Raw genomic sequence first — 25598 nt, forward strand, 5'->3', positions numbered from 1 at the left:
TGGCGAGGATAGGGAGATACAGGGAGGGAAGGTTGAGAGATAGCCAGAAACAACAAAGCCCGCACAAGGCGGGCTTTGTTGAGGTACTTGGTGGCTACACAGGGACTTGAACCCCGGACCCCAGCATTATGAATGCTATGCTCTAACCAACTGAGCTATGTAGCCAAGTGGCGCGCATTATTCGCGTAGAACGATGAGGCGTCAAGCGCTTTTTATAAAAAAATTATCTACGCTATCAACCGTTTATCCAATTCCCTCCTGTAGCCGCCAGTGCATCCTGCGATTGCGCGTGCAGCGGCCTTGACCCCTGACCTGTGTTTTAGTCGCTACGCCGTATTGGCCGGTTTGCGTCGGCCGTGCCGCTGAACGCAGGCTTCGATGTTTTGTTGTGCTGCGCATCAAGCGAAATATTCAAGTCGTTAGCAAGCTAAGGGGATAGCCTCGGCGCACCGAAAAATGGCACATTGGCCTACCTGCGACTGCGCATCCATCTGCTGTACGGAAACTCTCATGGCTCTCAGCAACCTTCAGTCCGCCTCTGTGGCGACTCCCGCGGCCTCTCAAAGCAGCCCCCTGGTGCTGCGCATCATCGGCGCGGTGGCGCTGGCGCATTTGATCAACGACCTGATCCAGGCGGTGCTGCCGGCGATCTATCCGATGCTCAAGGCCAGCTACGGCCTGACCTTCACCCAGGTCGGCCTGATTACCCTGACTTTCCAGCTCACGGCCTCGCTGTTGCAGCCGTGGGTCGGTTATTACACCGATCGCCATCCCAAGCCGTATTTGCTGCCGGTGGGCATGATCTGCACCCTGATCGGCATCCTGATGATGTCCCAGGTCGGCAGCTTTGCCTTGATCCTGCTGGCGGCGGGGCTGATCGGCGTCGGCTCCTCGACCTTCCACCCGGAAGCCTCGCGGGTGGCGCGGCTGGCCTCCGGCGGACGTTTCGGCCTGGCGCAATCGACCTTCCAGGTCGGCGGCAACGCCGGCACCGCCTTCGGCCCGCTGTTGGCGGCGGCGATCATCATTCCTTTCGGCCAGGGCAATGTGGCCTGGATGGGCCTGTTCGCGGTGTTCGCCCTAGGGCTGCTCTATGCCATCAGCCGCTGGTACGCCAGCCACCTCAAGCTGTTCAAGCTCAAGCAGGGCCAGGCGGCGACTCACGGGCTGTCCAAGGGGCGGGTGCTCAGCGCCCTGGTGGTGCTGGGGCTGCTGGTGTTCTCCAAGTATTTCTACATGGCCAGCCTTACCAGCTACTTCACCTTCTACCTGATCGAGAAGTTCGACCTATCGGTGGCCAGCTCGCAGCTGCACCTGTTCCTCTTCCTCGGCGCGGTGGCGGCCGGGACCTTCTTCGGCGGGCCGATCGGCGACAAGATCGGGCGCAAGGCGGTGATCTGGTTCTCGATCCTCGGCGTGGCGCCGTTCACCTTGCTGCTGCCCCATGTCGACCTGTTCTGGACCAGCGTGCTCAGCGTGGTGATCGGCTTCATCCTGGCGTCGGCGTTCTCGGCCATCGTGGTCTACGCCCAGGAGCTGGTGCCGGGCAATGTCGGCATGATCGCCGGGGTGTTCTTCGGCCTGATGTTCGGTTTCGGTGGGATCGGCGCGGCGCTGCTGGGCCACCTGGCGGACATCCACGGCATCGAGTACGTGTACTTCCTGTGCTCGTTCCTGCCGCTGTTCGGCCTGCTGGCGATCTTCCTGCCACGGACCAAAAAAGCCTGAGGATATGCCTTGAACGAAAGGGCGCCGACAGCGATGTCGGCGCTTTTTTTTGCCCTTGGCCAAGGCCCTTGCCGCGTCAGATCGAGCAGTGTTGCCCGGCCAGCAGGATGCGGCCGAAGCTGCGGTTGGCGTCCAGCGGGGTGATTGCCAGCAACTGGTCGAGGCGTATTTCGAGCGGACCTTCGGCGCCCTCCAGGCAAAGGAATTCTTCGCCGCTGGCACTGGTGCGGGTGGTCTTGCCGAGCGCTTCCAACTGGCTGCCATCGACCCCTTCCACCAGCAGCCGGTAACCATGCATGCAGGCGATTTCCAGGTAGTCGTGCAGGTTGCAGTCCAGCGGTTTATAGGCGTTCATCCGCTCACCTCCAGGCCTGTCGTCTCGAAGCCCGCGGTCGCGAAACCTTGCAGCGGGATAATGAAATAGCCTTGGCGAGCGATGCCTTGCATCACCCGTGGATCGCCGATCTGACTGTGGCAGAAGCGGCATTCGTTCTGCGAGATATCGCTTTCCCGCACGCCCAGGCTGTCCAGCCAGGCAAGGGCATATTGCCGGGCCAGGGCGGCGTCGTGGGTTTCGGTCAGCACGTCGAAGTGCAGGTAGTGGCCGGCGCGGGTGCGCACATGGGTGTCGAAGACTTTCACGTTCATGGCGGTTTCATCCGTCGAGAAAAGAGGGCGCCAGCGCCTCGTCAGGAGTGCGCTGGCGAGCGGATCTACTTGAGGTCGGCCAGGGCCGCACCGAAGTTCAGGTGCAGGACCTTGTCCGCGACCACCAGGGCCGGCACCGACTTGACGCCGGCGGCTTCGGCCTCGGCGATCCGCCCAGGCGTCTGGCCGAGGTGGACGATTTCCACTTTGATTTGCGGGTCCAGCAGTTCCAGCAGGGTCTGTTCCGTCTCGACGCAAACCGGGCAGCCAGCGTGGTAGTAACGAGCGCGTGTCATGGGATGAACCTCCAATAAAAGTATCGGATCGATACTGTATTTAGGTTTTCACCGCCTTTGCCCTTTGTCAATATAGTTTTTATTCGATACTATTTATCGCAGATATTGATTCGGGAATGCCCCTGTGCTGTTCGACTTGCTTGAAAGGCTTACCAGCCTGACCCGCGTCTGGTTTCGCGAGCACCCGCTGCTGGCGGATATCCAGCCGATCCAGTTGAGCGCGTTGCTGTACCTGGCGCGCTGCAACGGCTACTCCAATACACCGCTGGCGGTGGCCGACTACCTGGGCCTGACCAAGGGCACGGTGTCGCAGTCGCTCAAGGCGCTGGAAGCCAAGGGCCTGATCAGCAAAAGCCAGGACGCCCGGGACAAGCGCAGCGTGCACCTGCTGCTGACCGAGCAGGCCAAGACCCTGCTGGCGGAAGTAATGCCGCCAGCGTTCCTCGAGACCGCCGCGCAACGCATGGGCGGGCAGGCCAAGGAGCTGGAGCACTTGCTCGGCGAACTGCTGCGCAACGTGCAGCGCACCCAGGACGTACCGAGCTTCGGCCTGTGCAAGACCTGCCGCTTCCACCAACAGGTCGCGGGCGGGCCTTTCTGCGGCCTGACCGAAGAGCCGCTGGCGCCTGCCGACATTGAGTTGATCTGCCGGGAACATCAGTTCGCCGATGAAACCATGGAGTAAGGTCATGACCCCTGAGCGTATAACCCTCGATGCCCTGTTGACCGGCCGCGCCGTGGCCTACAGCCGTCCGGGGTCCATGAGCGCGATCGCCAAGAGCCCGCGCACCGGCAGTCTGCAGGTGGGTCCGGTCGGCCTGCTGGAAGACGAGCAGGGCGACCTGCGGGTGCATGGCGGCACGGAAAAAGCCATTCATCACTACCCCCGCGAGCATTACGCCGCCTGGGCCGCCGAGTTGGGGCCGCACGCGTTGCTGGAGCAACCGGGTGCCTTTGGCGAGAACTTCAGCAGCCACGGCTGGACCGAGCAGAATGTCTGCCTGGGCGACCGTGTCCGGGTCGGCAGCGTGTTGCTGGAGGTGTCCCAGGGACGCATGCCGTGCTGGAAACTCAATGACCGCTTTGCCGTGAAAGACATGTCGCTGCGGGTCCAGCAGAGCGGGCGCACCGGCTGGTATTACCGAGTGCTGGAGGTGGGCAGCCTGAGCGCCGGGGATGTGTTGCAGCAGGTCGAGCGCCCCTTCGAGCAGTGGCCGCTGTCGCGCTTGAGCGCGGTGCTGTTTTCCCGCGAGGTGGCGCTGGAGGAGATTCGTCTGTGCCTGGAACTGCCGCTGGTGCCTTCGTGGCGCCGCACCCTGGAGCGCCGGGTCGAGCAGGCGGCGGTCGAGGATTGGGGCCCGCGCCTGCAGGGTACTGTGCGGGTCGATGAGGAGCCCGCTCGCTGAGCGGCGGGCGCAATCAGTTCGACTCCAGGGTCAGGCGCGCCTGGACCAGGGCCTGAGGGTCGACCTCCAATTGCAGCGACACCAGGGTGACGCCCTGGTTTTCCACCTCGTCCAGCCAGGTCAGCAGGTCTTGCAGCGAGCCGCCCAGGTTGAGATTGAGGCGTCCGGCCTGTTCGCTGTCCATGCGTTCGATGCTCAGGTTGGCCGCGGCCGTGCTGGCGGTGATCAGGCCGGCCAGCGTGCGGCTGTTGGCCTGCGGGCTGCGAGCCTTGCTGGACGAAGGGAGCTTGAGCAGATCGGTTTGCAACTGCAGGGCCTCCTGGAACTGCTGTTCTGCCTGGCGCAAAGCCTGGCGCTGCGGACTCCAGAGCAGGGTCCAGAACAGCGTCACCGCCAGAAACAGGCTGAGCAGCTTCAGGGCCAGGCGATCGCGGGGCGGTAGCTGCTGCCAGCGGTTCGAGTAACGATTGAAAAGGCGGGTCATGGTTTAGTCCGTGATTTTCAGGCGGGCGCTGACCCCGTCGGGAGCGAGCACGGCCGAGTCGGCCTGCACGTTCGCGCCCTGCTGCGCGAGGGCTTCGCGCAGGCGTTCGAGGGTGGAGAAGTCCGGCGCGTTGACTTGCAGGGTCCAGCCTTGCGCCTGTTGGTAGTCCAGACGGCGGATCCGCGTATCGCCACCGTCGCTGTTGGTCCATTGGCTGGCCAGGTTGTCGAGCCGGCGCGCCAGGCTTTGCTGGGGCTGGCCGGCCTGCTGGGCACGGGCCTGGACCTGGCGGGCGAGGTCGATCACCCGCGGCTCGTCGGGAAAACGTTGGCGCCAGAGTTCCAGGCTGGCCTCGGTCACCTGGGCGGTCTTGTGTTGCAGCAGCCAGCGATGGCCCAGGTCCTGTGCCACTTGAGCGCCGCAGGCGATGACCAGGATCGCCAGCAGCGCCCGCCAGGGTGCGCGCGATGGGCTGCGCAGGGCGAAGGCGCCCTGGCGCAGGTCGATGGCCTGCGTGCTGCCCCGGGCCAATAGCGGCCAGGGCTTTTCCTCGCTGCGTTGCAGGTCGTCGGGCAGCAGCGGGGCCAGCTCTTCGAGGGCCTGGTCGTCGAGCGCCAGGCGTTGCTGGCAGGCCCCGCCGATCAGCCAGCGGTCGTGGCAACGCAGGGCGAGGGCCTGGTTGTCTGGCAGGCAGTCGGCATCGACATGAATGCGCTCGGTCGTCAGGCCATGGCTGGCCAGGCGTTCCAGCAATTGTTCCAGCCACTGGCGTTGCAGGACGAACAGGCGGCAGTGCCGACGCGCCTGCAATGGCCCGCGGGCCAGGTGCAACTGCTCGGGGTCGTCCAGCAGCCGTTCTTCCAGTACCGAATGGATGGCTTGCTGCAACCAGCGGCCGCTGCGCGGCGGTACGTCGAAGCGGTGATGGCTGGCGATTTCGGCCGGCAGCAGCAGGGTCAGGCGCAGGCTGGCCAGTACAGCCGCCTGTTGCAGCGTGCCGTGCAGCGGCTCGCCGTCGGTTTGCCACCAGGTGACGGGCGCGTCGTCGTCCGCATTCACTGTGGTGAGGTAAAGCCAAGCTTGCATGGGATTACTCCGGAAAACGGGAAGGGGCGGCGAGGGTGCGCTGCAGTACGCTGACCTGGCCGTCCGGCTCGATGCGCAGGCGGCTGATCAGGCGCAATTGGCGGTCGCCCAGTTCGACATCCAGCACCGCCTGGAAATAGCGGCTGCTGACGTCGAGCCCCTGGCTGTTGATCTCGTGCTGCTTCAGCGCGGGGGCGTCGAGAAACTCCTGCACCGTCTTGTAGCCTTCGGCGGGACGCGCCTGCACCAGGGCGACGGCCTGGGCCAGGTCGAGCTTGCCCAGGCTGGCCAGTTGTTCGGCCGGGGCGGTGTTGAGGTTCAGGGCCCCCGGCGTGGTTCTGACCCAGGGCCGCAGGCGCTCCATGACTGCTGCGTCGACGCCTTCCAGGCGCATCAGCTCGCTGCTGTCGTTCCAGGCCAGCGGCTTGCCGTCGAAACCACGGACCGGCGGCAGGCGCGTGGGGTCGTGGGGCGGCAGGCCGAGTACCTGCAGCAGGCGCTGATAACGCAGGCGACTGATCCGGTCGTTGGGCGTGCGCAGGGTGCCGAGGTTGAAGCGCGCGCTGAGGTCCTGCAGCTGGATGCGGATACGCCCGCCGTCGATGTCGAACACCGGTGTGTTTTGCGCCCAGCGCTGGCCCAGGTGCACGCGCTTGGGCTCCGGCTCATCGCGCCAGTCGTCGCGCAGTTGGCCACGGGCCCAGGCTTCGCCACTGAGCGCCAGTTGCCACAGTTGTTGCTGCAACAGCTGGTTGGAACTGCCGATCAGGCTCAGGCGCTGGCGGGCCAGCATGTCACTGACGATCAGGGTTGCCAGGGAGGTGATCAATAGCACGCTGATCAGCGCGATGCCCCGTTGTTTGTACCCCTTAACCATGCTCCAGCCCCTTGAAGCCCGGCAGCAGGATCACTCGCCGCAGGCCGGGATAACCGGGGGCGTCTAGCTCCAGTTCAATGGCCTGGGGCAGGCTCAATGGCGCCTGGCCGACGGGCCAGTTGGAATGGGCCTTACCCTGGTTGTCGATGTAGCGCAGGCGTTCGAGCCGGACGCCATCGAGCAGCAGCTGTTGCGCGGCAGTGCCGGACAGGGCGGGACCGTCCACCGGGCTGCGGTATTCGCGCAGCCATTGGTTGTCGTTCCAGCGATAGGTGACCAGCAGCAGGTCGTTGCGTGCCTGCTGCAAGGGATTGCTCCAGCCGCCTCGTACCAGCTGGATGCGCCCGGGCTCGCCGATCAGCGCCTGGCGCGCCGAACTGCCGTTGACCGGGTAGGCGATGGCCTGGGTCAGGTCACGCTCGAAGATGCCCACGGCACGTTGCAGGCGCCGCAGTTGCAGTTCGTGCTGATGAATCCGCTGGTCGGTGTGGATCATGCGCTCGAGCAACTGATAGCAGGCCAGGCCGAGCAGGCTGAACAGGGCCATGGCGATCAGCACTTCGAGCAGGGTGAAGCCCCGCTGTCGGCGTTTCATGGGCGGGCCTCCAGGTAGCCCGCCAGGCGCGCGCGTTGCCGGGGCATGGGCGCGTCGGTGGAGACTTCGAGCAGGATCTTCAGCAGACGCGGGTCGGGCGCCGCGGCGGTTTCGCTGGTCAGCAACCAGTCGCGCCCGGCGAAGCGGATCGGTTCCTGGCGCTGGCTCTGGGGTTGGCGCATGCCGGCGCGCAGCTCGTTCAGGCGGTTGTCCGCCAGCCATTGCGCCAGGGTCCGTTCGCTGAGGCCACCGTTGTTGCCGATCAGGTGTTCGGTGGCGCTGTAGAGCGACAGCGACAGCACGGCGAAGATGGCCAGGGCGACCATCACTTCCAGCAGGGTGAAGCCCGCCTGTTCATTGCACCGGGGCAAGACGCACCTCCTCGACCCCGTCGCTGGACAGCGACAGCAAGGGCTGCTGGCGGTATTCCAGCAGCAGGCTGAAGGGCGAGATCTGGTCGTTGGCCAGCACCCAGAGTTGCGGCTCCTTGCCCTGCGGTCGTGGATCCTTCAGGTTCAGGCGCAGCTCGCCGGGCAGCCGGTGCTCCTTGAAGCGTTTGTCCGCCTGCCACTGGCCGCTGCGGTCGAGGCTCAGCACCGCGTAGCGGTCCGGCTCCAGGCGCAGGCCGTGGTTGAGGTTGTTCAGTACTGCGTCTTCACGCAGCAGGCCAATGAGGTTCTGCAGGCGCTCCGCCTCGCGTCGGGCCTTCTGCCCGCCCGAGTCGCTCTGCACCAGCCCGACCATGCCGGCCAGCAAGCCGATGATCACCATGACCACCAGCAGCTCCAGCAGGGTGAAACCCGCCATTGGCTTGCGCACTTCAAGGCTCCCAGTTGCCGATGTCGGCATTGGTCCCGTCGCCGCCGTTGCGGCCGTCGGCACCGAAGGAATACAGGTCGTAAGCCGAGCCTTCGCGACCCGGGGCGAGGAACTGGTAAGGGTTGCCCCAGGGATCCTTGGGCAGGCGCTTGAGGTAGCCGTCGGGGTTCCAGTTGAGGGCCGCCGGCAGGCCGGCCGGTTTTTTCACCAGGGCTTCCAGGCCCTGCTGGGTCGAGGGGTAGTGGTGGTTGTCGAGCTTGTAGATTTCCAGGGCCGTGGCCACCGCCTTGATGTCGCTGCGGGCGGCGGTGACCTTGGCCTGGTCCGGACGGCTCATGATCTGCGGGACCACCAGGGCGGCCAGGACACCGAGAATCACCACGACCACCATGATCTCGATCAGGGTGAAGCCGCGTTGGCGGGAAGGGTTGCGCATGTTGTGTGCTCTTCAGGTGATGAGTTGGTTGAGGTTGAGAATGGGCATCAGGATCGCCAGGACGATGACCAGCACGCTGGCGCCCATGAACACCAGCATCGCCGGCTCGAACAGCCCGACCAGCATGGCGATGCCGTTGGACAGCTGGGTCTGCTGCTGGTGGGCGGCGCGTTCGAGCATGCTGTCCAGTTCCCCCGAGCGCTCGCCGCTGGCGATCATGTACAGCATCATCGGCGGGAAATCGCCGCTCTGTTCCAGGGCCCGGGTCAGTCCGCTACCTTCGCGCACGGCACGCGCCACGTCTTTCATACGAGTACGAATCTGCTGGTTGGCGACCACCTCGGCGGAAATCTCCAGGGCATCAACAAGCGGCACGCCGCTGCGCCCGAGAATCGCCAGGGTGCTGACAAAGCGGGTGCTGTTGCTGGCCTGGATGACCCGTCCGATCACCGGCAAGCGCAGCTGGGCCTGGTGCCAGCGCATCGCCAGGGCGGGCTTGCGCAGGGCCATGCGCAGGCCGCCGGCGAGGCTGCCGAGTATCAGCAGCAGGACCAGGCCGTAATCCCGGGCGAAGTCGCTGGTGGCGATCAGGCCGCGGGTCAGCACCGGCAGTTGCTGGCCGCTGTCGATGAACACCTTGACCACATCCGGCACCACGAAACTGAGCAGGAAGCCGACGATGCCGAAGGCCGCCAGCAGCAGGATGCTCGGGTACAGCATGGCCAGTTGCAGCTGCTGGCGGGCGGCGTGCCGGGCCTCGGTGTAGTCGGCCAGCTGCATCAGGACCTGGGCCAGATGGCCGGCGCGCTCGCCGGCGGCCACCGTGGCCCGGTACATCGAGGCGAAGGCGCGCGGGTATTCGCCCATGGCTCGCGCCAGGTCATGGCCTTCCAGTACCCGTGCGCGGATCGCCAGCATCATGCTCTGCTGCGCGCGCTTGCTGCATTGCGCGGCGACGGCGGCCAGCACTTCTTCCAGTGGCAGCGAGGCCTGGACCAGGGTCGCCAGCTGGCGGGTCAGCAAGGCCAGTTGCGCCGGGCTGAGGCGTTGGCTGCTGGTCAGCGCGGCGCCGGAGCGGTCCTTGTGCCCGCGGGCCGGCTTGACCTGCAGGGCGATCAGATTGCGTTCGCGCAACAGCTGGCGGACCTGCCGGGCGCTGTCGGCTTCCTGCACGCCGCGGGTCTTGCGCCCGGCGTTGCACATCGCGAGGTATTCGTAGGCGGCCACGGTCAATGCTCCCGGGTTACGCGTAGCAGTTCTTCGACGCTGGTGACGCCTTGCAGCACCTTGTCCCGGCCGTCGGCGAACAGGCTGTGGGCATGCTGGCGCGCGTAGTGGGTCAAGGCGGCCTCGCCAGCCCCTTCGTGGATCAGCTGGCGCAGCGGCTCGTCGAACAGCACCAGTTCGTAGATGCCCTGGCGGCCGCGATAGCCGCTGTGCTGGCAGGCCGGGCAGCCGACCGGGTGATAGAGCACCGGCGCCTGTTGCGGGTCGAGGTTCAACTGCTGGCAGGCCGCGGCGTCGGCGGGCGCGGCGTTTTTGCAATCGTTGCAGAGCACCCGCACCAGGCGCTGGGCGACCACGCCGAGCAGCGAAGTGCAGAGCAGGAAGGGTTCGATGCCCATGTCCAGCAGGCGGGTGACGGCGCCGATGGCGCTGTTGGTGTGCAGGGTGGACAGCACCAGGTGGCCGGTGAGGGAGGCTTGCACGGCGATGTCGGCGGTTTCCCGGTCGCGGATCTCGCCGACCATGACCACGTCCGGGTCCTGGCGCAGGATGGCGCGCAGGCCACGGGCGAAAGTCATGTCGACCTTGGTGTTGACCTGGGTCTGGCCGATGCCGGCCAGGTGGTATTCCACCGGGTCTTCGATGGTCAGGATGTTGCGGGTCTGGTTGTTCAGGCTGCTGAGCCCGGCATACAGGGTGGTGGTCTTGCCGGAGCCGGTGGGGCCGGTGACCAGCAGGATGCCGTGGGGGCGCAGCAGGGCGTCTTCGAGCTTGCCGCGGATCGCCTCGGCCATGCCCAGCCGCCCCAGGTTCAGGCGCCCGGCCTGCTTGTCGAGCAGGCGCATCACCACCCGCTCGCCGTAGGCCGAAGGCAGGGTGGAGACCCGCACGTCCACTTCATGGCCACCGATGCGCAGGGCGATGCGGCCGTCCTGGGGGATGCGCTTTTCGGCGATATCGAGCTTGGACATGACCTTGATCCGCGATACCAGCAGGCCCGCCAGTTCCCGGCGCGGGCGCAGCACTTCGCGCAGCAGGCCGTCGACCCGCAGGCGCACGGACAGGTGCTGTTCGAAGGTTTCCAGGTGGATATCCGACGCCTTGACCTTGACCGCCTCGCCGAGGATCGCGTTGATCAGGCGAATGATCGGCGCGTCGTCTTCCTGCTCCAGCAGGTCGGTGATCTGCGGCAGCTGTTCGGCCAGGCTGGCCAGGTCGTCCTGGCCGGCGATCTGGTCGCCCAGGCCTTCGGCCATCTGCATGGCGTCGTCGCGGCCGTCGCGATACTGCTCGGCCAGCCGCTCGGCAAAAACCTCGGTGTCGAGTATCCGGTGACCCAGCAGCGGGCCATGGCAGCGGCGGATCTCGGCGAGGATTTCCACCGGCGTGTCGGCCCGGCAGTAAAGCTGCAGGCCGCTCTCCAAGGGCTCCAGCAGGACCCCATGACGCTTGGCGAAACCAAAGGGCAGGCGCGCGACCGGGCTCATCGGCGTGGCTCGTTGGCGCGCATGTCGATGGTCGCCTCCTGCGGCGCGGCATCGAACAGCTGGCGCGAGTCGGCGGGCAGGGCCAGGGCGTTGCGGCTGTCGCTGTTGGCGCGCAGCTTGCGCAGGTCGTTGTACTTGCGCTCGCTGACATTGACGGCATCGGCGCTGCCCCGTACCAGGGTCGGCCGCAGGAAGACCATCAGGTTGGTCTTTTCGGTGACGTCCTTGGTGCTGCTGAACAGCCGGCCGATCCAGGGAATGCTGCCCAGCACCGGCACCTTGCTGACCTGGGTCTTGACGTTGTCCTTGATCAGGCCGCCGAGCACGATGATCTGGCCGTCGTCGGCGAGGATGGTGCTTTTCACCGAACGCTTGTTGGTGATCACGTCGCTGGTGGTGATGCCGGGCGGGGCGCTGGCCAGTTCCGAGCTTTCCTGCTCGACCTTCAGGCGCAGGGTGTTGCCCTCGTTGATGTGCGGCGTCACCTTGAGGGTCACGCCGACGTCCTGGCGTTCCACGGTGGTGAAGGGGTTGCTGGCGCCGGCAGTGTCGGTGGTGTAGGAGCCGGTCTGGAAGGGCACGTTCTGGCCGACGAGGATTTCCGCCGCTTCGTTGTCCAGGGTCAGCAGGCTCGGGGTGGACAGCAGGTTGTTCTTCGAGTCGCTGGACAGGGCGGTGACCAGCGCGCCGAAATTGCTGGTGCCGATGCCGATGATGGCGCCGTCCGGCAGGGTGATGCTTTTGTCCTTGTCCTTGCCCTGGCTCAGCAGGGTGCCGATCGACAGGCCGGTGCCGCTGAAATTGGTGCCGCCGGCGACATTGCCGGCGCGCGCCGCCCATTGCACGCCAAGGGCTTCGTTGATGTCGCCGCTGATCTCGACGATGGCCGCTTCCACCAGGACCTGGGCCCGTGGCTGGTCCAGTTGGGTGATGACTTTATTGAGCATACTCAGTTGCGCCGGGTCGGCCATCAGCACCAGGGCGTTCTGGCTTTCGTCGGCGCTCACCAGTATCGAACTGCCGCCGCCCTTGCCTTCGCCGCCACCGCGATTGCTGTCTTCCAGGCGCTTGCCGATGCCGTTGAGCAGCTTCGACAGCTGCTTGGCATCGCTGTGGTGCAGGCGTACCACCCGCGCGCTGTCGTTGGCGTTGCTCGGCACGTCAATGGCCCTGACCAGCTCGGCCATGCGTTGGCGAGCCTGGGCGGAGCCGGCGAGGATCACCCGGTTGCTGCGGGCGTCGCCCACGGCCTTGGCGTCGCTGGGGCCGTTGCCGGTCTGGCTGATGCTTTCGTTCAGGGTGCGGGCCACATCGCTGGCCCAGGCGTGCTTGAGGGCTACGGTGCTGAACGAGCGGTTGCCGGCCTGGTCCAGTTCGCTGACCACCTGGCGGATGCGCTCGACGTTGCTGGCGCTGTCGGAAACCACCAGGGCATTGGAGCTGGCCGAGGGCGCGACATAGGCGTCGTCGCTCACCAGCGGGCGGACCACTCCGGAAATTTCCGCGGCGTTGGCGTTGCGCAGGTCCAGGACCCGGGTCACGAACTCATCGCCCGATTGCTCGCTGGATTTGGTCTTGGCTTCCACCGCCGGCATGATCAGCACCCGGTCGCCCTGGTCCAGGGCGACGAAACCCTGGCTGCGCAGCACGCTGAGGAACAGCGAGTAGATACCGTCCTTGTCCAGGGCATTGGACGATTGCACGCTGACCTTGCCTTGCAGGCGGGCATCGACCACCAGGGTCTTGCCGGTGATTTCCCCGACTTCGCTGGCCAGGTCGCGCAGTTCGGCGTCCTTCATGTTCAGCGTCCACAGGCGCTGGGTGGTGAGGGCCGCGCTACTGGGCAGGGCATTCAGCAGGAGGCCGAGGCTGAGCATGGCGCCTGCAATCTTGGACAGTTTCATGGTGTGTTCTCTATCGCTTGCAGAAGGGCCGTGGCTTTTTGGTCGGCGACCGCCGGAGGGGTTGTCTGGGGGCTGAGCAGGCGCATCTGGCGCCCGGGCAGCAGCAGGTTCTGTTCACGGCCGTTGCGCAGTACCACCACCTGATCGGCGCTGACGCTCTTGAGCAGCGTGCCGTCGGGCAGGCGTTCGCCCGGGGAGTAGAAGGCCCGGCTGTCGGCATACTGGATCAGCGCCCTGGATTGCTCGGGCTGGTTGCCCAACAGGCTGGCGAGCAGGACCAGCGGCAGGCTGGCCTGCGCGCTGTCGAATTCGACCGGCACGGCACCGAAGACCCGGGCGATGTTGCGCTCGTCCAGGGGCGTGGGCAGCAGCTTTTCGGCACTGGCGCTCGGTACTGCGGCCGGCACCGGCTGGCCCGCCAGCACTTGCCGGTAGGTCCAGCTGTCGAGGCCGAGCCAGGTCAGCCACAGGCCGAGGGCGACCAGGCTGGCGGGGAGCAGGTAGCGTTGGCCGGAGCCGCGCGGGCGCCATGGGAACATCGTTTTCATGAGCGTTTGGGCAGCATGCGTCTGAGCACGCCATGCCCGCGCAGTTGATGGAGGATCACCGCGGCGATATGGCCGGTCACCAGCAGGGCTAGAACCATGCAGCTGTAGTGGTGAAGCTCTTCGAAAAAGGTGGTGGCCGCCGGGTCCTGCAAGGGCTGCGGGAGCTGCAGGCCGAACAGGTCGATCGGGCGCGACATCATCAGCACGCCGCTGAGCAGCACGGTGCCGAGGGTGACCAGCAATGCGCCGTGCCCGGCATGCACCAGGCGGCGTTCGCCCGCGCTCTGATGGGCGGGGGCCGACGGAGCGGGATGGCGCACCAGGTAAAACAGCCGCAGGACGAACAGCGGCACCAGCAGGGTGGTCAGCGAGACGTTGATAAAGGCCAGCGTCTCTTTGATCGAAGGGGAGGGCTGCAGCAGGGCGCTGGCATAGCCGCTGATCGTGGCCCACAGGACAACGGCGGCGAACAGCCAGTGCAGCAGCCTGCGCGGTCTTGAGTAGTGAGGGTGATTCATGTCGATTCCCAAGGTCCGCAACGCGGTGCCGAGGCACCACGCTGCGGTTGGTCAGGTTATGGATTACTTGCGAATCCAGGCGTCCTTCCAGTTGCTGCCAACGCCCGGCTCGTACTGAGTGGCGCCAGCGTTCCACTGGATGCAGTAGCCGCTGTAAGGGAACGGCTTGCACTCATAGACGTTGCCGTCCTTGGCCAGAACCTTGGTGCCGGCCTTGTAGCCGGTCAGGCCTTTGGGGAAGACGAAGTCGTAGTCACCGCCGCCCACTTCCTCGGCTTTCAGGGTGATGCGCTGGCTTTGTTGCAGCTGCTCGCCTTTTTCCGGCTTGGCCACGACCACCACGTCGTACTCGCCTTCGCTGACGTTACGCAGCGGGATGGAGAAGTGCGGGGTGTTGTTGCCAGGCTCGGCTTGCACGTGAGCGATGCTTTCGTTCTTGCCGTTGAAGACCGTCGAACTGATGGTGTACTTGCCGCCCTGGGCAATGGCGTTGAAGTGCAGGTCGGTGGCGTTGTCCTTCAGGATGTACTCGGCCTGCAGGCCGGAAAGCTTCAGCTCGCCAGGAATGCTCGGCTGCTCTTTCTGGATTTCCACGTGTACCACGTCGCTGTTGTTCTTGGCGTACATGGTGTTCTTGCCGTAGTTGGGCACGACTTCGTTATTGGCGTTGAGCTCGCCCATCACGTAGCCAACATTGGCCTTGTTGACCTTCTGTGCCAGCAGGTACGGCCAGTTGTTGGCCTTGGCCTGGTCTTCGGTCTCGATGTTCAGGCGGGTCTGGCGGTTCGGCTGTTCGCCGGCATTGGTGAACACGCGGGTGCTGACCTTGTCGCCGACACGCAGTTGTTCAGGCTGCACCGCGCCGAGGATCTTCCAGTCAGGAATCGGCGCGCCATCGTTGTCGATGTTGACGTCGATGGCCTGGTAGAAGGTGGCGGCGGTGTCGGCGATTTTCCAGGTCGCCAGGATCACGTGGTAACCGTTGCGATCGGCCGGGATGTTGACCTTGTGCTTGGTCCTGCCACCGGCTGGCGGACGCGCGCCGCCGGCGTCTTCATTGAGCAGCGGGGTCATCTCGAAGGAGTCGCGGGTCAGCGGCTGGTTCGGGTTCCAGTCTTTCTTGGTGATGTAGAACTGGTAGTAGGCGCTGGCGTGACCGGCGGAGTAATACCAGGTGAATTCATTCATGCCCGGCTTGATCGTGGTTTTCTGCCAGCGGGTCGCCGTCTGCTCGTTGAGCTGGGAGAAGCTGGTGATGCCGCCCGCCGGAATGGTGCCGTTCGCCGGGCCGCATTTGGTGAAGTCGCCCGAGCAGTAATCCTTGGGATAGTGATGCTGGACCGATGGCGAGTACTCGACACTTTGCGGTTCGTAAGTGACGGGGCCGCAATCGCGGTTGAGGTTGCCGCCGTTCGCGGAGCACATGAAGGCCCGGGACTTCGGACTTTCGATGTAACCGTGGGCGAAGGCTTGTTGGCTGGCCAGCGAAGCCAGGCCGAGGGTGATGGCCAGCGGCAGCTTGCGCATGGCGGTGGCGCGGTTGTTATGAAGCATCGAATCACCTTGATTTAAGTATATGAAGTGGACTTCCTTGAAGTCTTCGATGCCGGCCGCTGCATGACACGGCCAGGGTTGCCCGTGGCTGGCAGTGCCCGGTAACGAAGGGCTCCTAGGATGCCGAGCAGGCTTGCGGGCTTGTATGAGACGAGTACGAAAGGCGCGAGGAGGGAGTGGAACAAGATGTTTCAGGGCGCCGGCCTGGGTGTCGCCCAGGGTCGGGATGCTGTGCGCAAGGCTGCCCGGAACGGGTCAGCCGTGGCGTTCGATGTCGCGCAGCATGCGTTCGATGACGGCCAGCACGGCTTCGCGTTGGTCGTCCAGATTCTGCGCACCTTGGCGGGCCGCGCGTTGCAGGTCGAGGCAGGCCCGCATCAAGGCTGGCGAGTCGACCGTGCAGGCCAGCCCGCTGACCCGGTGGACCCACTGCTCGAGGAAGTCCGGCGTGTCGGGCAGCGGGGCGCTCAGCAGCTCGCGCTCCTGTTCCAGGTTGCGTCGCAGTTCCCGGAACAGCCGCTCCTTGAGCTGCGGATCGTTCTGGAAACCCTCCAGGTAGGCCAGGTCGAACGATGCGGCGGCTTCCTCGTCAGGCGCTGGGGCGAGGGGAGGCGTGAGGGAGGCTTTGAGGGATGGATTGGATGGCCCGAGGGCTTTCAGCCCGTCGAGTATTTCCCGCAGGCGTTCGAGGACGATGGGCTTGACCATCAGGTCGTCCATGCCGGCCGCCTGGCAACGCTGCTTTTCATCGGCCAGGGCGCGGGCGGTGTAGCCGATGATCGGCAGCCTTGGCAGGCCGCGCGCCTGTTCCGCGGCCCGGACGTTGCGGGTGAGGGCGTAGCCGTCCATTTCCGGCATGTTGCAGTCGGTGATCAGCACATCGAAGTTGCCCTGTTCCCAGGCCAGCAGGGCCGCCTTGCCGCTGCCGACGTAGGTGCCTCGATGGCCGAGCCTGAGCAGTTGTTGCTCGAGCACCAGGCCGTTGGTGGAGACGTCGTCGACGATCAGCACATTCAGCGCGGTGGCTGCCGCAGAGTCTTGAGCGACCTGCGGTGTTTCATGCTCGACGACGGGTTGCCAGGGCAGGAGCAGTTCGAAGCTGATCCGGCAACCCAGGCCTGGCGCACTGTCGAGCCGGATATTGCCGCCCATGAGCTCGACCAACTGTTTGCAGATACTCAGGCCCAGGCCGGAGCCGCCGTGCTGATGGGCGATCTCGGCATAGGCTTGCTGGTAAGGCGCGAAGATCTGCGGCTGGAGTTCCTCGGCGATGCCGACACCGGTGTCGTTGACCTGGAATATCAGCCGGCTCTGGCGCGGGGCCGAGTCCAGTTCCCGGACCTTCAGTTCGACCTGGCCGTGAGCGGTGAACTTCAGGGCGTTGGACAGCAGGTTATGGAGGATTTGCGTCAGGCGCATGGCGTCCACCTGATAGCGCCGCCGCGGGGCCAGGTTGTGTTCCAGCTTCAGTTCCAGGTGTTTTTCACGGGCCTGGACGGCGAACAGCTCAAGGCAGTTCTCCAGCAGTTGATCGAGCTCGGTGGGGCTGGGCGCCAGTTCCATCTGCCCGGTCTCGACCTTGTCCAGATCGAGAATATTGCCGATCAGGTCGATCATCGATTGCGCCGACTGCTGGGCGATGCTCAGGTTCTGCGAGGGCGCGGACGAGCCGCTGGTTTCCAGCTCCAGCAGGCCGACCATGGCGTTCAGCGGGGTGCGCAGCTCATGACTCATGGTCGCAAGGAACTGGCTTTTCGCCGCGCTGGCGTCGAGCGCCTGTTGTTGGGCTTCGAGCAGTTTGTTTTCCAGGTGCTTGCGCACGCTGATGTCGATCCAGCCCCCCAGCAGGCCCTGCTGTTTGCCGAGCGCGGTGTAGAAGGGCACCAGCCATTGGTAGATATGGTGGGTCTGGCCGTCGACCTCGATCACGCTGTCGAGGAACTGCGACTGGCGGTTATCCAGCAGCCGTTGGTGCTGTTCCTCCAGTTCCCGGGCCAGCGCGGGTGGGCTTATGCCTTGCTCCTGGGGCGTGGTGCCGCGGATCTCGTCCAGGGATTGGCCGAAGAACTGCTCATAGGCGTGGTTGCAGGTGCTCAGGCGCCCCTGCAGGTCGCGTACGTAAAGGGGAATGGGCAAGCCGTTGAGCAAGGCGAACTGGAAGGCCAGCTGGTCCTTGAGCTGATTCTGCGCGGCGCGCCGCTTGCGGATCTGAATCCGCAGGCGCCAGTTCCAGTGCAAGGACAGCAACACCAGCACCAGGACCAGTGCAGCGGTCTGCCACACCCAGCTCGGCAGATAGTCCCAGAGCGAGCCCTTGGTCGTGGGCCGCGCCAGAACGCTGATGTGGTCCTGGTTGCTGTCCGAGTTCTTCAACGAGTAGAGAAGCTTGTTGAGGATGCTCAGGAGCTCGGGGTGCTTGGCGGATACGGCGAACACCAGGGGGTCGGGCTGGGCCTGGAACTGCTTGCCGACGCGCAGCCCCGGGTTGGTCATTTTTCGGGCATCGGCGGCGCTGTTCAGCATGGCGTCGACCATGCCCTGTTCCACCAGTTGCACGGACTGGGCGTAGTGGTCGGTGAGCACCAGTTCGATCGTCGGGTAGCGGCTCGCCAGCAGCGACTGCAGCGGGTGCCCGGCCTGGAGTGCCAGGCGCCTGCCGCCCAGGGCCGCCAGCGAGCTGGGGGAACTGGCGCCCTTGCGGGTAATGAAGGCCCAGTACTCGGTGCCGAAGCCATCGCTGAACAGCAGGCTTTTTTGCAGGGCTGGGGTCGCCGCCAGGGACAGGGCGATCTGGGCTTCGTCGTTTTCCAGGCGCTGCTGGTCGATTTCCGGCGACTGGCTGTCGATGATGTTCAGTTGCAGCTGATAGTCGTCGGCCAGGCTGCGCAGCACATTGAACGCCAGCCCGGCCCATTGGCCGTCGGCCTTGCGGTACAGGTAATTGGGGATTTGGCGGGCGATCAGGTTCAGCGAAGGAAGGCGCTTGAGCCAGCTGTCCTCCGCGCTGTTGAGGGCGAAGGAGTCGGTCGGCGCGAACAGCCAGGGCGAGCGTTCCCAGTGCTGCAATATTTCTTGTTTGCGCTCCCGGGAAATGGTCTTCAGCGAGGCGTTGATCAGGGTGACCAGATTGTCTTCATGCCCCCGTGCGGCGAAGCTGAAGCCCATGGCCGGCAGGTTGGCGACGTATTTGTTCTGCAGCTTGAGGTTGGCCAGGCTGCGCATGTAGAAATTGCTGCGCAACTGATCGCCGATCAGCGCGTCGGCCTCGCCGTCGGCCAGGCGTTGCAGGCCTTCGACAATGCTCTGGATCACTATCAGTTCGGCCTTGGGGTAGGCCTTGCCGACCGTTTCGGCCTGTACATAGTAGGCAGGGACCAGCACGCGTTTGCCCGCCAGGTCCGGGGACAGGTCCTTGTCGGCAATGCGGCCGACGATGATCGGCTCGTTGTCCAGGTAGGGCAGGCTGTAGATGAACCCGGGTTGCTTCCTTTCGTACTCGGTAGCGCGGGGCATCAGGTCGATGTCCCCGGTGGTCAGGGCGGCGATGGCGGTGTCCACCGTAGGGTAGGGCACGCGCTGGATCGGCAGTTCGAGAAACTGGCTGATGTGTTCCAGGTAGTCGTTGGTGATCTGGTTGAGGACATCGTTGCCGCGAGGCTCGGGTTGTTCGTTGGAGGCGCTTACCTCGGCGACCCGTAGCGGGCGCGGGGGCAGCGTCTGACGCATGGCCATCAGCGTGGCCAGGGATAGCGGCGCAGGCTCAGGCTCGGTGGCGCCCAGGGCAGCAACACTGGTCAGCAAGAGCGTGATCCAGAGGGTCAGACGTGACAGGCCCGCTAGCGTGTTAGGCATAGTCTCAGGCCAGCCCGACTTCCTGGATGTACAGGTACAGGCTGGCATTGTTATCCAGCCCGAGTTTGCGCATGGCGCTGCTTTTCTGGCTGCTGATGGTCTGTTTGGAACGGTTGAGGTGCAGGGCTATTTCATTGACCGAAAGCCCGGCACCGTACAGGCGCAAGACCTCGACTTCGCGTGGGGACAGTTGCTCGACCTCGGCCAGGGGATGGCCGGGGTTGAGCAGATGCCGGATGGACGGGGATATGAAGGGTTTGGCCTGGCTGGCGCGAACCGCCATCTGCAGGTCGCCTTGTACCCCGCGCTTGCTGATCAGCCCCTGGACGCCCAGCTTGAGGATCGAGGCCAGCAGCGCCGGGTTGTTGAGCATGGTCACCACTATGACCGCGATGGCCGGATAACGACGGCGCAACTGCTCGATCAGGCGGATGCCGTCGGCCTGTTGACTGTGGGGCATCATCAGGTCGGTGATGACCAGGTCACAGGGCTGCTCGGCCAATAGCTGGAAAAGCCCTTCGACATCCTGGGCCTCGCCGACGATCTGCAACGTGCTGTCATCGCTGAGCGACGCGCGGATGCCGATCAGTGTCAGCAGGTGATCATCGACGACTATTACTTTCCTTTGCATCTGTGGCGGGGCCCTGTCCGTGCGTAGCGTGAGCGAGTGCATAGAGTTAAGCAGAGCACATGCAAGTATCTGCCTGTGTCAGAGGAATGCAGGGTACTCCTGTCGCGTGGCGCGATGAAGTGTCCGTGGCGCTCAGACAGAACAGGTGTTGGCCAGACAGCGGGCATGGGGCTTCGGCGGAGAGGGGATGTCCGGAGAGCATGGGTAATTAGGGGGGAGTAATAAGGGGGGCGTAGCAGCCAGCAGGGTCTGGAGTCCTATCGGCGAGCCCGTGGCTTGAGTTTCAAGCCACGGGGCATTTCGCAAAGTCAGGTCAGACGTTGAAGCGGAAGTGCATCACGTCGCCGTCCTTGACGATGTAGTCCTTGCCTTCCAGGCGCCATTTGCCGGCTTCCTTGGCACCGGCTTCACCCTTGAACTGGATGAAGTCGTTGTAGGCGATCACTTCGGCGCGGATGAAGCCTTTCTCGAAGTCGGTGTGGATCACGGCAGCGGCTTGCGGTGCGGTGGCGCCGACGCGGACGGTCCAGGCGCGCACTTCCTTGACGCCGGCGGTGAAGTAGGTCTGCAGGTGCAGCATTTCGTAGCCGGCGCGGATCACGCGGTTCAGGCCAGGTTCTTCGAGACCCAGGGCTTCGAGGAACATGTCTTTCTCTTCGCCGTCTTCAAGTTCGGCGATTTCCGCTTCGATCTTGTTGCAGACCGGCACCACCACGGCGCCTTCTTCTTCGGCGATCGCCTTGACCACGTCAAGGTGCGGGTTGTTTTCGAAACCGTCTTCGGCAACGTTGGCGATGTACATGACCGGCTTGGTGGTCAGCAGGTGGAAGCCTTTGATCACCAGCTTCTCTTCGGCGCTCATGTTCTTCATCAGGCTGCGCGCTGGCTTGCCTTCGGTGAAGTGAGCGATCAGTTGCTCAAGCAGGGCCTTCTGCGCCACGGCGTCCTTGTCACCGCCCTTGGCGTTGCGCGCGACTTTCTGCAGTTGCTTTTCGCAGCTGTCGAGGTCGGCGAAGATCAGTTCCAGGTCGATGATCTCGATGTCGCGTTTCGGGTCGACGCTGTTGGACACGTGGATCACGTTGTCGTCTTCGAAGCAGCGGACCACGTGGGCGATGGCATCGGTTTCGCGGATGTTGGCCAGGAACTTGTTACCCAGGCCTTCACCTTTCGAGGCGCCCGCCACCAGGCCGGCGATGTCGACGAATTCCATGGTGGTCGGCAGCACGCGCTCGGGCACCACGATGGCGGCCAGGGCGTCCAGACGCGGATCCGGCATCGGCACGATGCCGCTGTTCGGCTCGATGGTGCAGAAGGGGAAGTTCTCGGCCGCGATACCGGATTTGGTCAGGGCGTTGAACAGGGTGGACTTGCCGACGTTAGGCAGGCCGACGATGCCGCAGTTGAATCCCATGGTGTTTCCCCTCGGATAAGAGTCAGGCCTTCTGGCTGTGCAGGTTTTTCATCGCACGGTTCCATTCACCGGCGAAGATATCCGGCAGCACGCCGAGGGCAAAATCGATACTGGCATCGAGCTTTTCCTGTTCGGCGCGTGGCGCGCGACCCAGGACAAAGTTCGAGACCATGCTGGCGACGCCCGGGTGGCCGATGCCAAGCCGCAAGCGGTGAAAGGTATTCTGGTTGCCCAGTTGCGCGATGATGTCGCGCAACCCGTTGTGCCCGCCATGCCCGCCGCCCTGTTTGAGCTTGGCGACGCCGGGTGGCAGGTCGAGTTCGTCATGCGCCACCAGGATTTCTTCGGGCTTGATGCGGAAGAAACCGGCCAATGCCGCCACGGCCTGGCCGCTGCGGTTCATGTAGGTGGTGGGTATCAGCAGACGAATGTCCTGACCCTGGTGCGAAAAGCGCCCGGTCAGGCCGAAATATTTGCGATCGGCCACAAGGTTGACGCCTTGTTTCTCGGCGATGCGCTCAACAAAAAGGGCCCCTGCGTTATGCCGGGTCTGTTCGTATTCGGCGCCTGGATTACCCAGGCCAACGATCAGTTTGATGGCAGTCACGATAGGGGCCCTTCCTTGGAGTTGTGGATAACATCGCCGCGACGGGAGCGTGCGGCGAAAGTGGACGACAAGTGCTCATTTACCATTATGTAAACTCCGCGTTCCCGCCCGCTTTCTCGCTACGTTCCAGTCCGCGATGTTTCCGGTAACTCCGGCAAGCAGAGTGAATTACTCTGCAGCGCCTTCTGCAGCTTCTGGAGCAACACGTGGAGCGTGAACGTTGGCAACAGCCAGGTCGTTACCGTGAGCCAGAGCGACGAACTCAACGCCTTTAGGGGCCTTGATGTTCGACAGGTGAACGATGGTGCCGATTTCAGCGTCAGCCAGGTCGACTTCGATGAACTCAGGCAGGTCTTTCGGCAGGCAGGACACTTCGATTTCAGCAACAACGTGCGAAATCTCGCCGCCTTTCTTGACCGGAGCAGCTTCGTTGATGAAGTGCACTGGAACGATAGCGGTCAGTTTCTGGCCAGCAACAACGCGCACGAAGTCAGCGTGCATGATGAACTGCTTGGCTGGGTGACGCTGCATGGCTTTAACAATGACGTTCTGCTTGGCACCGTCGATGTTCAGCTCGATAACGTGGCTGAAAGCAGCTTCGTTTTCGAACAGCTTGGTGATTTCCTTGGCCAGGATGGTCACGGACTCAGCAGGCTTGTCACCACCGTATACAACGGCAGGGATGTTCAGAGCGTGACGCAGGCGGCGGCTCGCACCTTTCCCCAGGTCAGTACGCGCTTGAGCGTTCAGAATAAAATCAGTCATTTTGTATCTCCAAAATAGCCATTACCGAGCGGCGTTTGCGACCAGCGCCAGGCACGGTATGGGCAAAAAAGCCCCGCCCCGACAGGAATGCCGGGGCGGGGCGCTTTTCGTCATCGAGATGTAAGGCTAGGGCAGGGCCTTAGCGGAACATCGCGCTGATCGATTCTTCGTTGCTGATGCGGCGAACCGCTTCGGCAACAACCGGTGCGATATCCAGTTGACGGATACGCGCGCAGGCTTGTGCTGCAGCGGACAGCGGGATGGTGTTGGTCACCACCAGCTCGTCCAGCACGGAATTTTCAATGTTCTCGATTGCTCGACCCGACAGCACAGGGTGTGTGCAGTAGGCAAAGACCTTGGCAGCGCCATGCTCTTTCAGGGCCTTGGCCGCGTGGCACAGGGTGCCGGCGGTATCGACCATGTCGTCAACCAGGATGCAGGTACGGCCTTCAACGTCACCGATGATATGCATCACTTCAGAGTGATTGGCTTTCTCACGGCGCTTGTCGATGATCCCGAGATCCACGCCCAGGGATTTGGCAACGGCACGTGCACGCACGACGCCACCAATGTCCGGGGAGACGATCATCAGGTTTTCGAAACGTTGGTCTTCGATGTCATCCACCAGAACCGGGGAGCCGTAGATGTTATCTACCGGAATATCGAAGAAGCCCTGAATCTGGTCAGCATGCAGATCAACCGTGAGAACACGGTCGATGCCGACTACGGTAAGCATGTCAGCCACGACTTTCGCGCTGATAGCCACACGTGCGGAACGCGGACGGCGATCCTGACGGGCATAACCAAAGTAAGGAATTACAGCAGTGATTCGAGTCGCTGAGGAACGGCGGAAGGCATCAGCCATCACGACGAGTTCCATCAGGTTATCGTTGGTCGGAGCGCAAGTCGGCTGAATAATGAAGACGTCTTTACCGCGGACATTTTCATTGATCTCAGCGGTAATTTCGCCGTCGGAAAACTTACCGACAGAGATGTCACCGAGAGGGATATGCAGCTGACGTACGACACGCCGAGCCAGATCGGGGTTAGCGTTCCCCGTAAAGACCATCATCTTGGACACGCGCAGTACCTGAAGGCTGAGGGTATACCTGGATGAGTATAAGGAAAATGGCAGGGGCGGCTGGATTCGAACCAACGCATGGCAGGATCAAAACCTGCTGCCTTACCGCTTGGCGACGCCCCTGTATCTGTTGCATCAAGTGCCTGGCACTTGGTTCCTTTTAGAGCAGACTTTGCAGCTTGCGATGCAACATCGAAACGTTGCTTCCTTTTGCTACAAACCCTGTAAGGGTCTCTGTAAGAAGGGCCGAGACTTTATCAGCTTCAGCTTTGCTTGGGAAGCCCCCAAACACACAACTTCCAGTTCCGGTCAGTTTTGCTTCGGTAAATTTACCTAGCAAATTCAATGCGTTACGTACATCTGGATAACGCCTTGCAACCACCGGCAAGCAGTCATTTCTGCTGTTTCCCTTGGGAACGGGGCGCACTTTAATGGGCGCAGTGTCACGTGTCAACAGCGGATCGGAAAAAATTTCTGCTGTACTTACAGAGACTTGCGGCACCAGCACGAGATACCAGGGCTCCTCGGGGTCCACCGGAGTGAGTTTTTCTCCCACGCCCTCGGCGAAAGCCGCATGCCCGCGCACGAAAACCGGCACGTCGGCGCCCAGGGAAAGGCCCAGCGCGGCCAGGCGATCTTCGTCCCAGCCCAGTTGCCAGAGATGATTGAGGCCCAGCAGGGTGGTCGCCGCATTGGAGCTGCCGCCACCGATGCCGCCGCCCATGGGCAGGACTTTCTCGATCCAGATATCGATGCCCAGTGGGCAAGCGGACTGTTCCTGAAGCTGCTTGGCCGCCCGCACGATCAGATTGCTGTCGTGGGGGACGCCGGCGAACTCCGTATGCAGGCGAATGACGCCGTCATCGCGCACGGCGAAGGTGATTTCATCGCCGTAATCGAGAAACTGAAAGATCGTCTGCAGTTCGTGATAGCCGTCTTCCCGGCGACCGAGGATGTGCAGCATCAGATTGAGTTTTGCCGGGGAGGGCAGGGTCAGTCGTGGTGCGTTCATGCTTACTGCCCCAGCTTGCGTGGTTGCCATTCCTTGATCACCAATGTGACGTCAAGGTCGCGGCCATGCAGCTTGATTCGCTCGGGCAGCCAGTAACCGCTCTGTTGTGCATAACTCAGGTACTCGACCTGCCAGTTGTCCTGTTCGAGATTGGACAGGCGGCTGTCGCCATCCAGGGTCAGGCGGCTCTTGCTGTCGGGGGCGGGCAGCCCGCGAACCCACCAGGCCAGATGGGACACCGGCAGGTTCCAGCCCAGCTGTTCTTCGAGCAGGGCTTCCGGGGTCGGCGCCTCATAACGTCCCTGGTTGGCGACTTCCAGCGCGACCTGGCCGGGGCGACCGGTCAGGCGGGCAGCGCCACGACCCAGCGGGCCGGACAGGCGGATATCGTAGTAGTCCTGGCGCTGCAGCCAGAACAGCGTGCCGCTGCCCGAGTCCTTGGGCGCGCGAATGCCGATCTTGCCGTTGATCTGCCAACCGTCGAGGCCGGTCAACTGCTGTTTGTGTTCGCGCCATAGCGCAGGGCTGCCGTGACCCTCGACGGACTCACGGGTACCGAAACCCGAACAGCCGGCGAGCAGAGCGATAAAGCTGAAAACGATAAGGTGGCGCAAAAACATAGT

Annotated in this window: 27 protein-coding genes and 2 tRNA genes; 3 read left to right on the top strand and 26 right to left on the bottom strand. The window is 63.6% G+C overall.

Annotated elements, in window-relative coordinates:
* Nucleotides 1-88: 88 nt before the first annotated feature.
* Nucleotides 89-165 (bottom strand) — tRNA-Met (locus ACTJKT_RS10525).
* A 345-nt stretch (nucleotides 166-510) separates the two neighbouring features.
* On the opposite strand from ACTJKT_RS10525, the gene ACTJKT_RS10530 reads away from it, so the two are divergent.
* A complete protein-coding gene (locus ACTJKT_RS10530) occupies nucleotides 511-1728 on the top strand; it encodes an MFS transporter (RefSeq protein ID WP_025806275.1) in 1218 nt (405 codons plus the stop codon).
* 76 nt (nucleotides 1729-1804) lie between these two features.
* Here ACTJKT_RS10530 and ACTJKT_RS10535 read toward each other — a convergent pair whose 3' ends face one another.
* The 3 genes from ACTJKT_RS10535 to ACTJKT_RS10545 all read right to left on the bottom strand — a co-directional run bounded on the left by ACTJKT_RS10535 (nucleotide 1805) and on the right by ACTJKT_RS10545 (nucleotide 2672).
* The gene (locus tag ACTJKT_RS10535) at nucleotides 1805-2083 is read right to left on the bottom strand and encodes a Rho-binding antiterminator (protein ID WP_440787050.1); all 279 of its coding nucleotides are present in this window, start codon (nucleotides 2081-2083) and stop codon (nucleotides 1805-1807) included.
* Nucleotides 2080-2376, bottom strand: coding sequence for a DUF2024 family protein (locus tag ACTJKT_RS10540; RefSeq protein ID WP_440787051.1), 297 nt, complete (start codon nucleotides 2374-2376; stop codon nucleotides 2080-2082). Before ACTJKT_RS10540 ends, ACTJKT_RS10535 begins: the two co-directional genes overlap by 4 nt.
* A 65-nt stretch (nucleotides 2377-2441) precedes the next feature.
* Nucleotides 2442-2672 carry a thioredoxin family protein gene (locus tag ACTJKT_RS10545; protein ID WP_440787052.1) on the bottom strand — a complete coding sequence of 77 codons (231 nt, stop codon included), beginning with the start codon at nucleotides 2670-2672 and terminating at the stop codon, nucleotides 2442-2444.
* Nucleotides 2673-2796: 124 nt separating this feature from the next.
* On the opposite strand from ACTJKT_RS10545, the gene ACTJKT_RS10550 reads away from it, so the two are divergent.
* Nucleotides 2797-3357 carry a MarR family winged helix-turn-helix transcriptional regulator gene (locus ACTJKT_RS10550; protein WP_440787053.1) on the top strand — a complete coding sequence of 187 codons (561 nt, stop codon included), beginning with the start codon at nucleotides 2797-2799 and terminating at the stop codon, nucleotides 3355-3357.
* Between the two features lie 4 nt (nucleotides 3358-3361).
* Nucleotides 3362-4078, top strand: coding sequence for an MOSC domain-containing protein (locus tag ACTJKT_RS10555; RefSeq protein WP_440787054.1), 717 nt, complete (start codon nucleotides 3362-3364; stop codon nucleotides 4076-4078).
* Between the two features lie 13 nt (nucleotides 4079-4091).
* On the opposite strand, the gene gspM is transcribed toward ACTJKT_RS10555, so the two are convergent.
* The 22 genes from gspM to lolB form a co-directional block, all read right to left on the bottom strand.
* Nucleotides 4092-4562: a type II secretion system protein GspM gene (gspM, locus tag ACTJKT_RS10560; RefSeq protein ID WP_440787055.1), complete on the bottom strand. Its 471-nt coding sequence runs from the start codon at nucleotides 4560-4562 to the stop codon at nucleotides 4092-4094.
* Between the two features lie 3 nt (nucleotides 4563-4565).
* Nucleotides 4566-5648 carry a type II secretion system protein GspL gene (gene gspL / locus ACTJKT_RS10565; protein ID WP_440787056.1) on the bottom strand — a complete coding sequence of 361 codons (1083 nt, stop codon included), beginning with the start codon at nucleotides 5646-5648 and terminating at the stop codon, nucleotides 4566-4568.
* 4 nt (nucleotides 5649-5652) lie between these two features.
* Entirely contained in the window at nucleotides 5653-6525 is an 873-nt protein-coding gene (gspK, locus tag ACTJKT_RS10570; RefSeq protein WP_440787057.1) for a type II secretion system minor pseudopilin GspK, read from the bottom strand.
* Complete coding sequence (gene gspJ, locus ACTJKT_RS10575; RefSeq protein ID WP_440787058.1) at nucleotides 6518-7120, bottom strand: type II secretion system minor pseudopilin GspJ; 603 nt, start codon at nucleotides 7118-7120, stop codon at nucleotides 6518-6520. Before gspJ ends, gspK begins: the two co-directional genes overlap by 8 nt.
* Nucleotides 7117-7491 (bottom strand): type II secretion system minor pseudopilin GspI, encoded by a 375-nt coding sequence (gene gspI, locus ACTJKT_RS10580; RefSeq protein WP_025806262.1) that lies wholly within the window; start codon nucleotides 7489-7491, stop codon nucleotides 7117-7119. Before gspI ends, gspJ begins: the two co-directional genes overlap by 4 nt.
* Nucleotides 7475-7939, bottom strand: a complete 465-nt coding sequence (gspH, locus tag ACTJKT_RS10585; protein ID WP_440787059.1) for a type II secretion system minor pseudopilin GspH — start codon at nucleotides 7937-7939, stop codon at nucleotides 7475-7477. Before gspH ends, gspI begins: the two co-directional genes overlap by 17 nt.
* A 1-nt stretch (nucleotide 7940) precedes the next feature.
* A complete protein-coding gene (gene gspG / locus ACTJKT_RS10590) occupies nucleotides 7941-8375 on the bottom strand; it encodes a type II secretion system major pseudopilin GspG (protein ID WP_009050803.1) in 435 nt (144 codons plus the stop codon).
* A gap of 12 nt (nucleotides 8376-8387) precedes the next feature.
* Entirely contained in the window at nucleotides 8388-9602 is a 1215-nt protein-coding gene (gspF, locus tag ACTJKT_RS10595) for a type II secretion system inner membrane protein GspF (RefSeq protein ID WP_440787060.1), read from the bottom strand.
* Nucleotides 9603-9604: 2 nt separating this feature from the next.
* On the bottom strand, nucleotides 9605-11089 hold the full coding sequence (gene gspE / locus ACTJKT_RS10600; protein ID WP_440787061.1) for a type II secretion system ATPase GspE: 1485 nt from the start codon (nucleotides 11087-11089) through the stop codon (nucleotides 9605-9607).
* The gene (gspD, locus tag ACTJKT_RS10605; protein WP_440787062.1) at nucleotides 11086-12993 is read right to left on the bottom strand and encodes a type II secretion system secretin GspD; all 1908 of its coding nucleotides are present in this window, start codon (nucleotides 12991-12993) and stop codon (nucleotides 11086-11088) included. Before gspD ends, gspE begins: the two co-directional genes overlap by 4 nt.
* On the bottom strand, nucleotides 12990-13541 hold the full coding sequence (locus tag ACTJKT_RS10610) for a type II secretion system protein N (RefSeq protein ID WP_440787063.1): 552 nt from the start codon (nucleotides 13539-13541) through the stop codon (nucleotides 12990-12992). Before ACTJKT_RS10610 ends, gspD begins: the two co-directional genes overlap by 4 nt.
* Nucleotides 13538-14059 (bottom strand): cytochrome b, encoded by a 522-nt coding sequence (locus ACTJKT_RS10615; protein ID WP_440787064.1) that lies wholly within the window; start codon nucleotides 14057-14059, stop codon nucleotides 13538-13540. The genes ACTJKT_RS10610 and ACTJKT_RS10615 overlap by 4 nt, the downstream gene beginning before the upstream one ends.
* 63 nt (nucleotides 14060-14122) lie before the next feature.
* Nucleotides 14123-15613: an N-acetylglucosamine-binding protein GbpA gene (gbpA, locus tag ACTJKT_RS10620; RefSeq protein ID WP_440787065.1), complete on the bottom strand. Its 1491-nt coding sequence runs from the start codon at nucleotides 15611-15613 to the stop codon at nucleotides 14123-14125.
* A 255-nt stretch (nucleotides 15614-15868) separates the two neighbouring features.
* Complete coding sequence (locus ACTJKT_RS10625) at nucleotides 15869-19465, bottom strand: ATP-binding protein (protein WP_440787066.1); 3597 nt, start codon at nucleotides 19463-19465, stop codon at nucleotides 15869-15871.
* A 4-nt stretch (nucleotides 19466-19469) separates the two neighbouring features.
* Nucleotides 19470-20096 (bottom strand): response regulator, encoded by a 627-nt coding sequence (locus ACTJKT_RS10630; RefSeq protein WP_440787067.1) that lies wholly within the window; start codon nucleotides 20094-20096, stop codon nucleotides 19470-19472.
* A 313-nt stretch (nucleotides 20097-20409) separates the two neighbouring features.
* Entirely contained in the window at nucleotides 20410-21510 is a 1101-nt protein-coding gene (gene ychF, locus ACTJKT_RS10635) for a redox-regulated ATPase YchF (RefSeq protein WP_025806248.1), read from the bottom strand.
* A gap of 22 nt (nucleotides 21511-21532) precedes the next feature.
* On the bottom strand, nucleotides 21533-22117 hold the full coding sequence (pth, locus tag ACTJKT_RS10640) for an aminoacyl-tRNA hydrolase (protein WP_009050793.1): 585 nt from the start codon (nucleotides 22115-22117) through the stop codon (nucleotides 21533-21535).
* A gap of 168 nt (nucleotides 22118-22285) precedes the next feature.
* On the bottom strand, nucleotides 22286-22882 hold the full coding sequence (locus tag ACTJKT_RS10645; protein ID WP_097305030.1) for a 50S ribosomal protein L25/general stress protein Ctc: 597 nt from the start codon (nucleotides 22880-22882) through the stop codon (nucleotides 22286-22288).
* A gap of 139 nt (nucleotides 22883-23021) precedes the next feature.
* Nucleotides 23022-23963: a ribose-phosphate pyrophosphokinase gene (locus tag ACTJKT_RS10650; protein WP_003171603.1), complete on the bottom strand. Its 942-nt coding sequence runs from the start codon at nucleotides 23961-23963 to the stop codon at nucleotides 23022-23024.
* A gap of 48 nt (nucleotides 23964-24011) precedes the next feature.
* Nucleotides 24012-24086 (bottom strand) — tRNA-Gln (locus tag ACTJKT_RS10655).
* Between the two features lie 37 nt (nucleotides 24087-24123).
* Nucleotides 24124-24975, bottom strand: coding sequence for a 4-(cytidine 5'-diphospho)-2-C-methyl-D-erythritol kinase (gene ispE, locus ACTJKT_RS10660; RefSeq protein WP_440787068.1), 852 nt, complete (start codon nucleotides 24973-24975; stop codon nucleotides 24124-24126).
* A 2-nt stretch (nucleotides 24976-24977) separates the two neighbouring features.
* Nucleotides 24978-25595, bottom strand: coding sequence for a lipoprotein insertase outer membrane protein LolB (gene lolB / locus ACTJKT_RS10665; RefSeq protein WP_009050790.1), 618 nt, complete (start codon nucleotides 25593-25595; stop codon nucleotides 24978-24980).
* Nucleotides 25596-25598: the final 3 nt, after the last annotated feature.

Origin of the sequence: Pseudomonas sp. 22526, from assembly GCF_052044735.1 — a bacterium.
Lineage (GTDB): Bacteria > Pseudomonadota > Gammaproteobacteria > Pseudomonadales > Pseudomonadaceae > Aquipseudomonas > Aquipseudomonas piscium.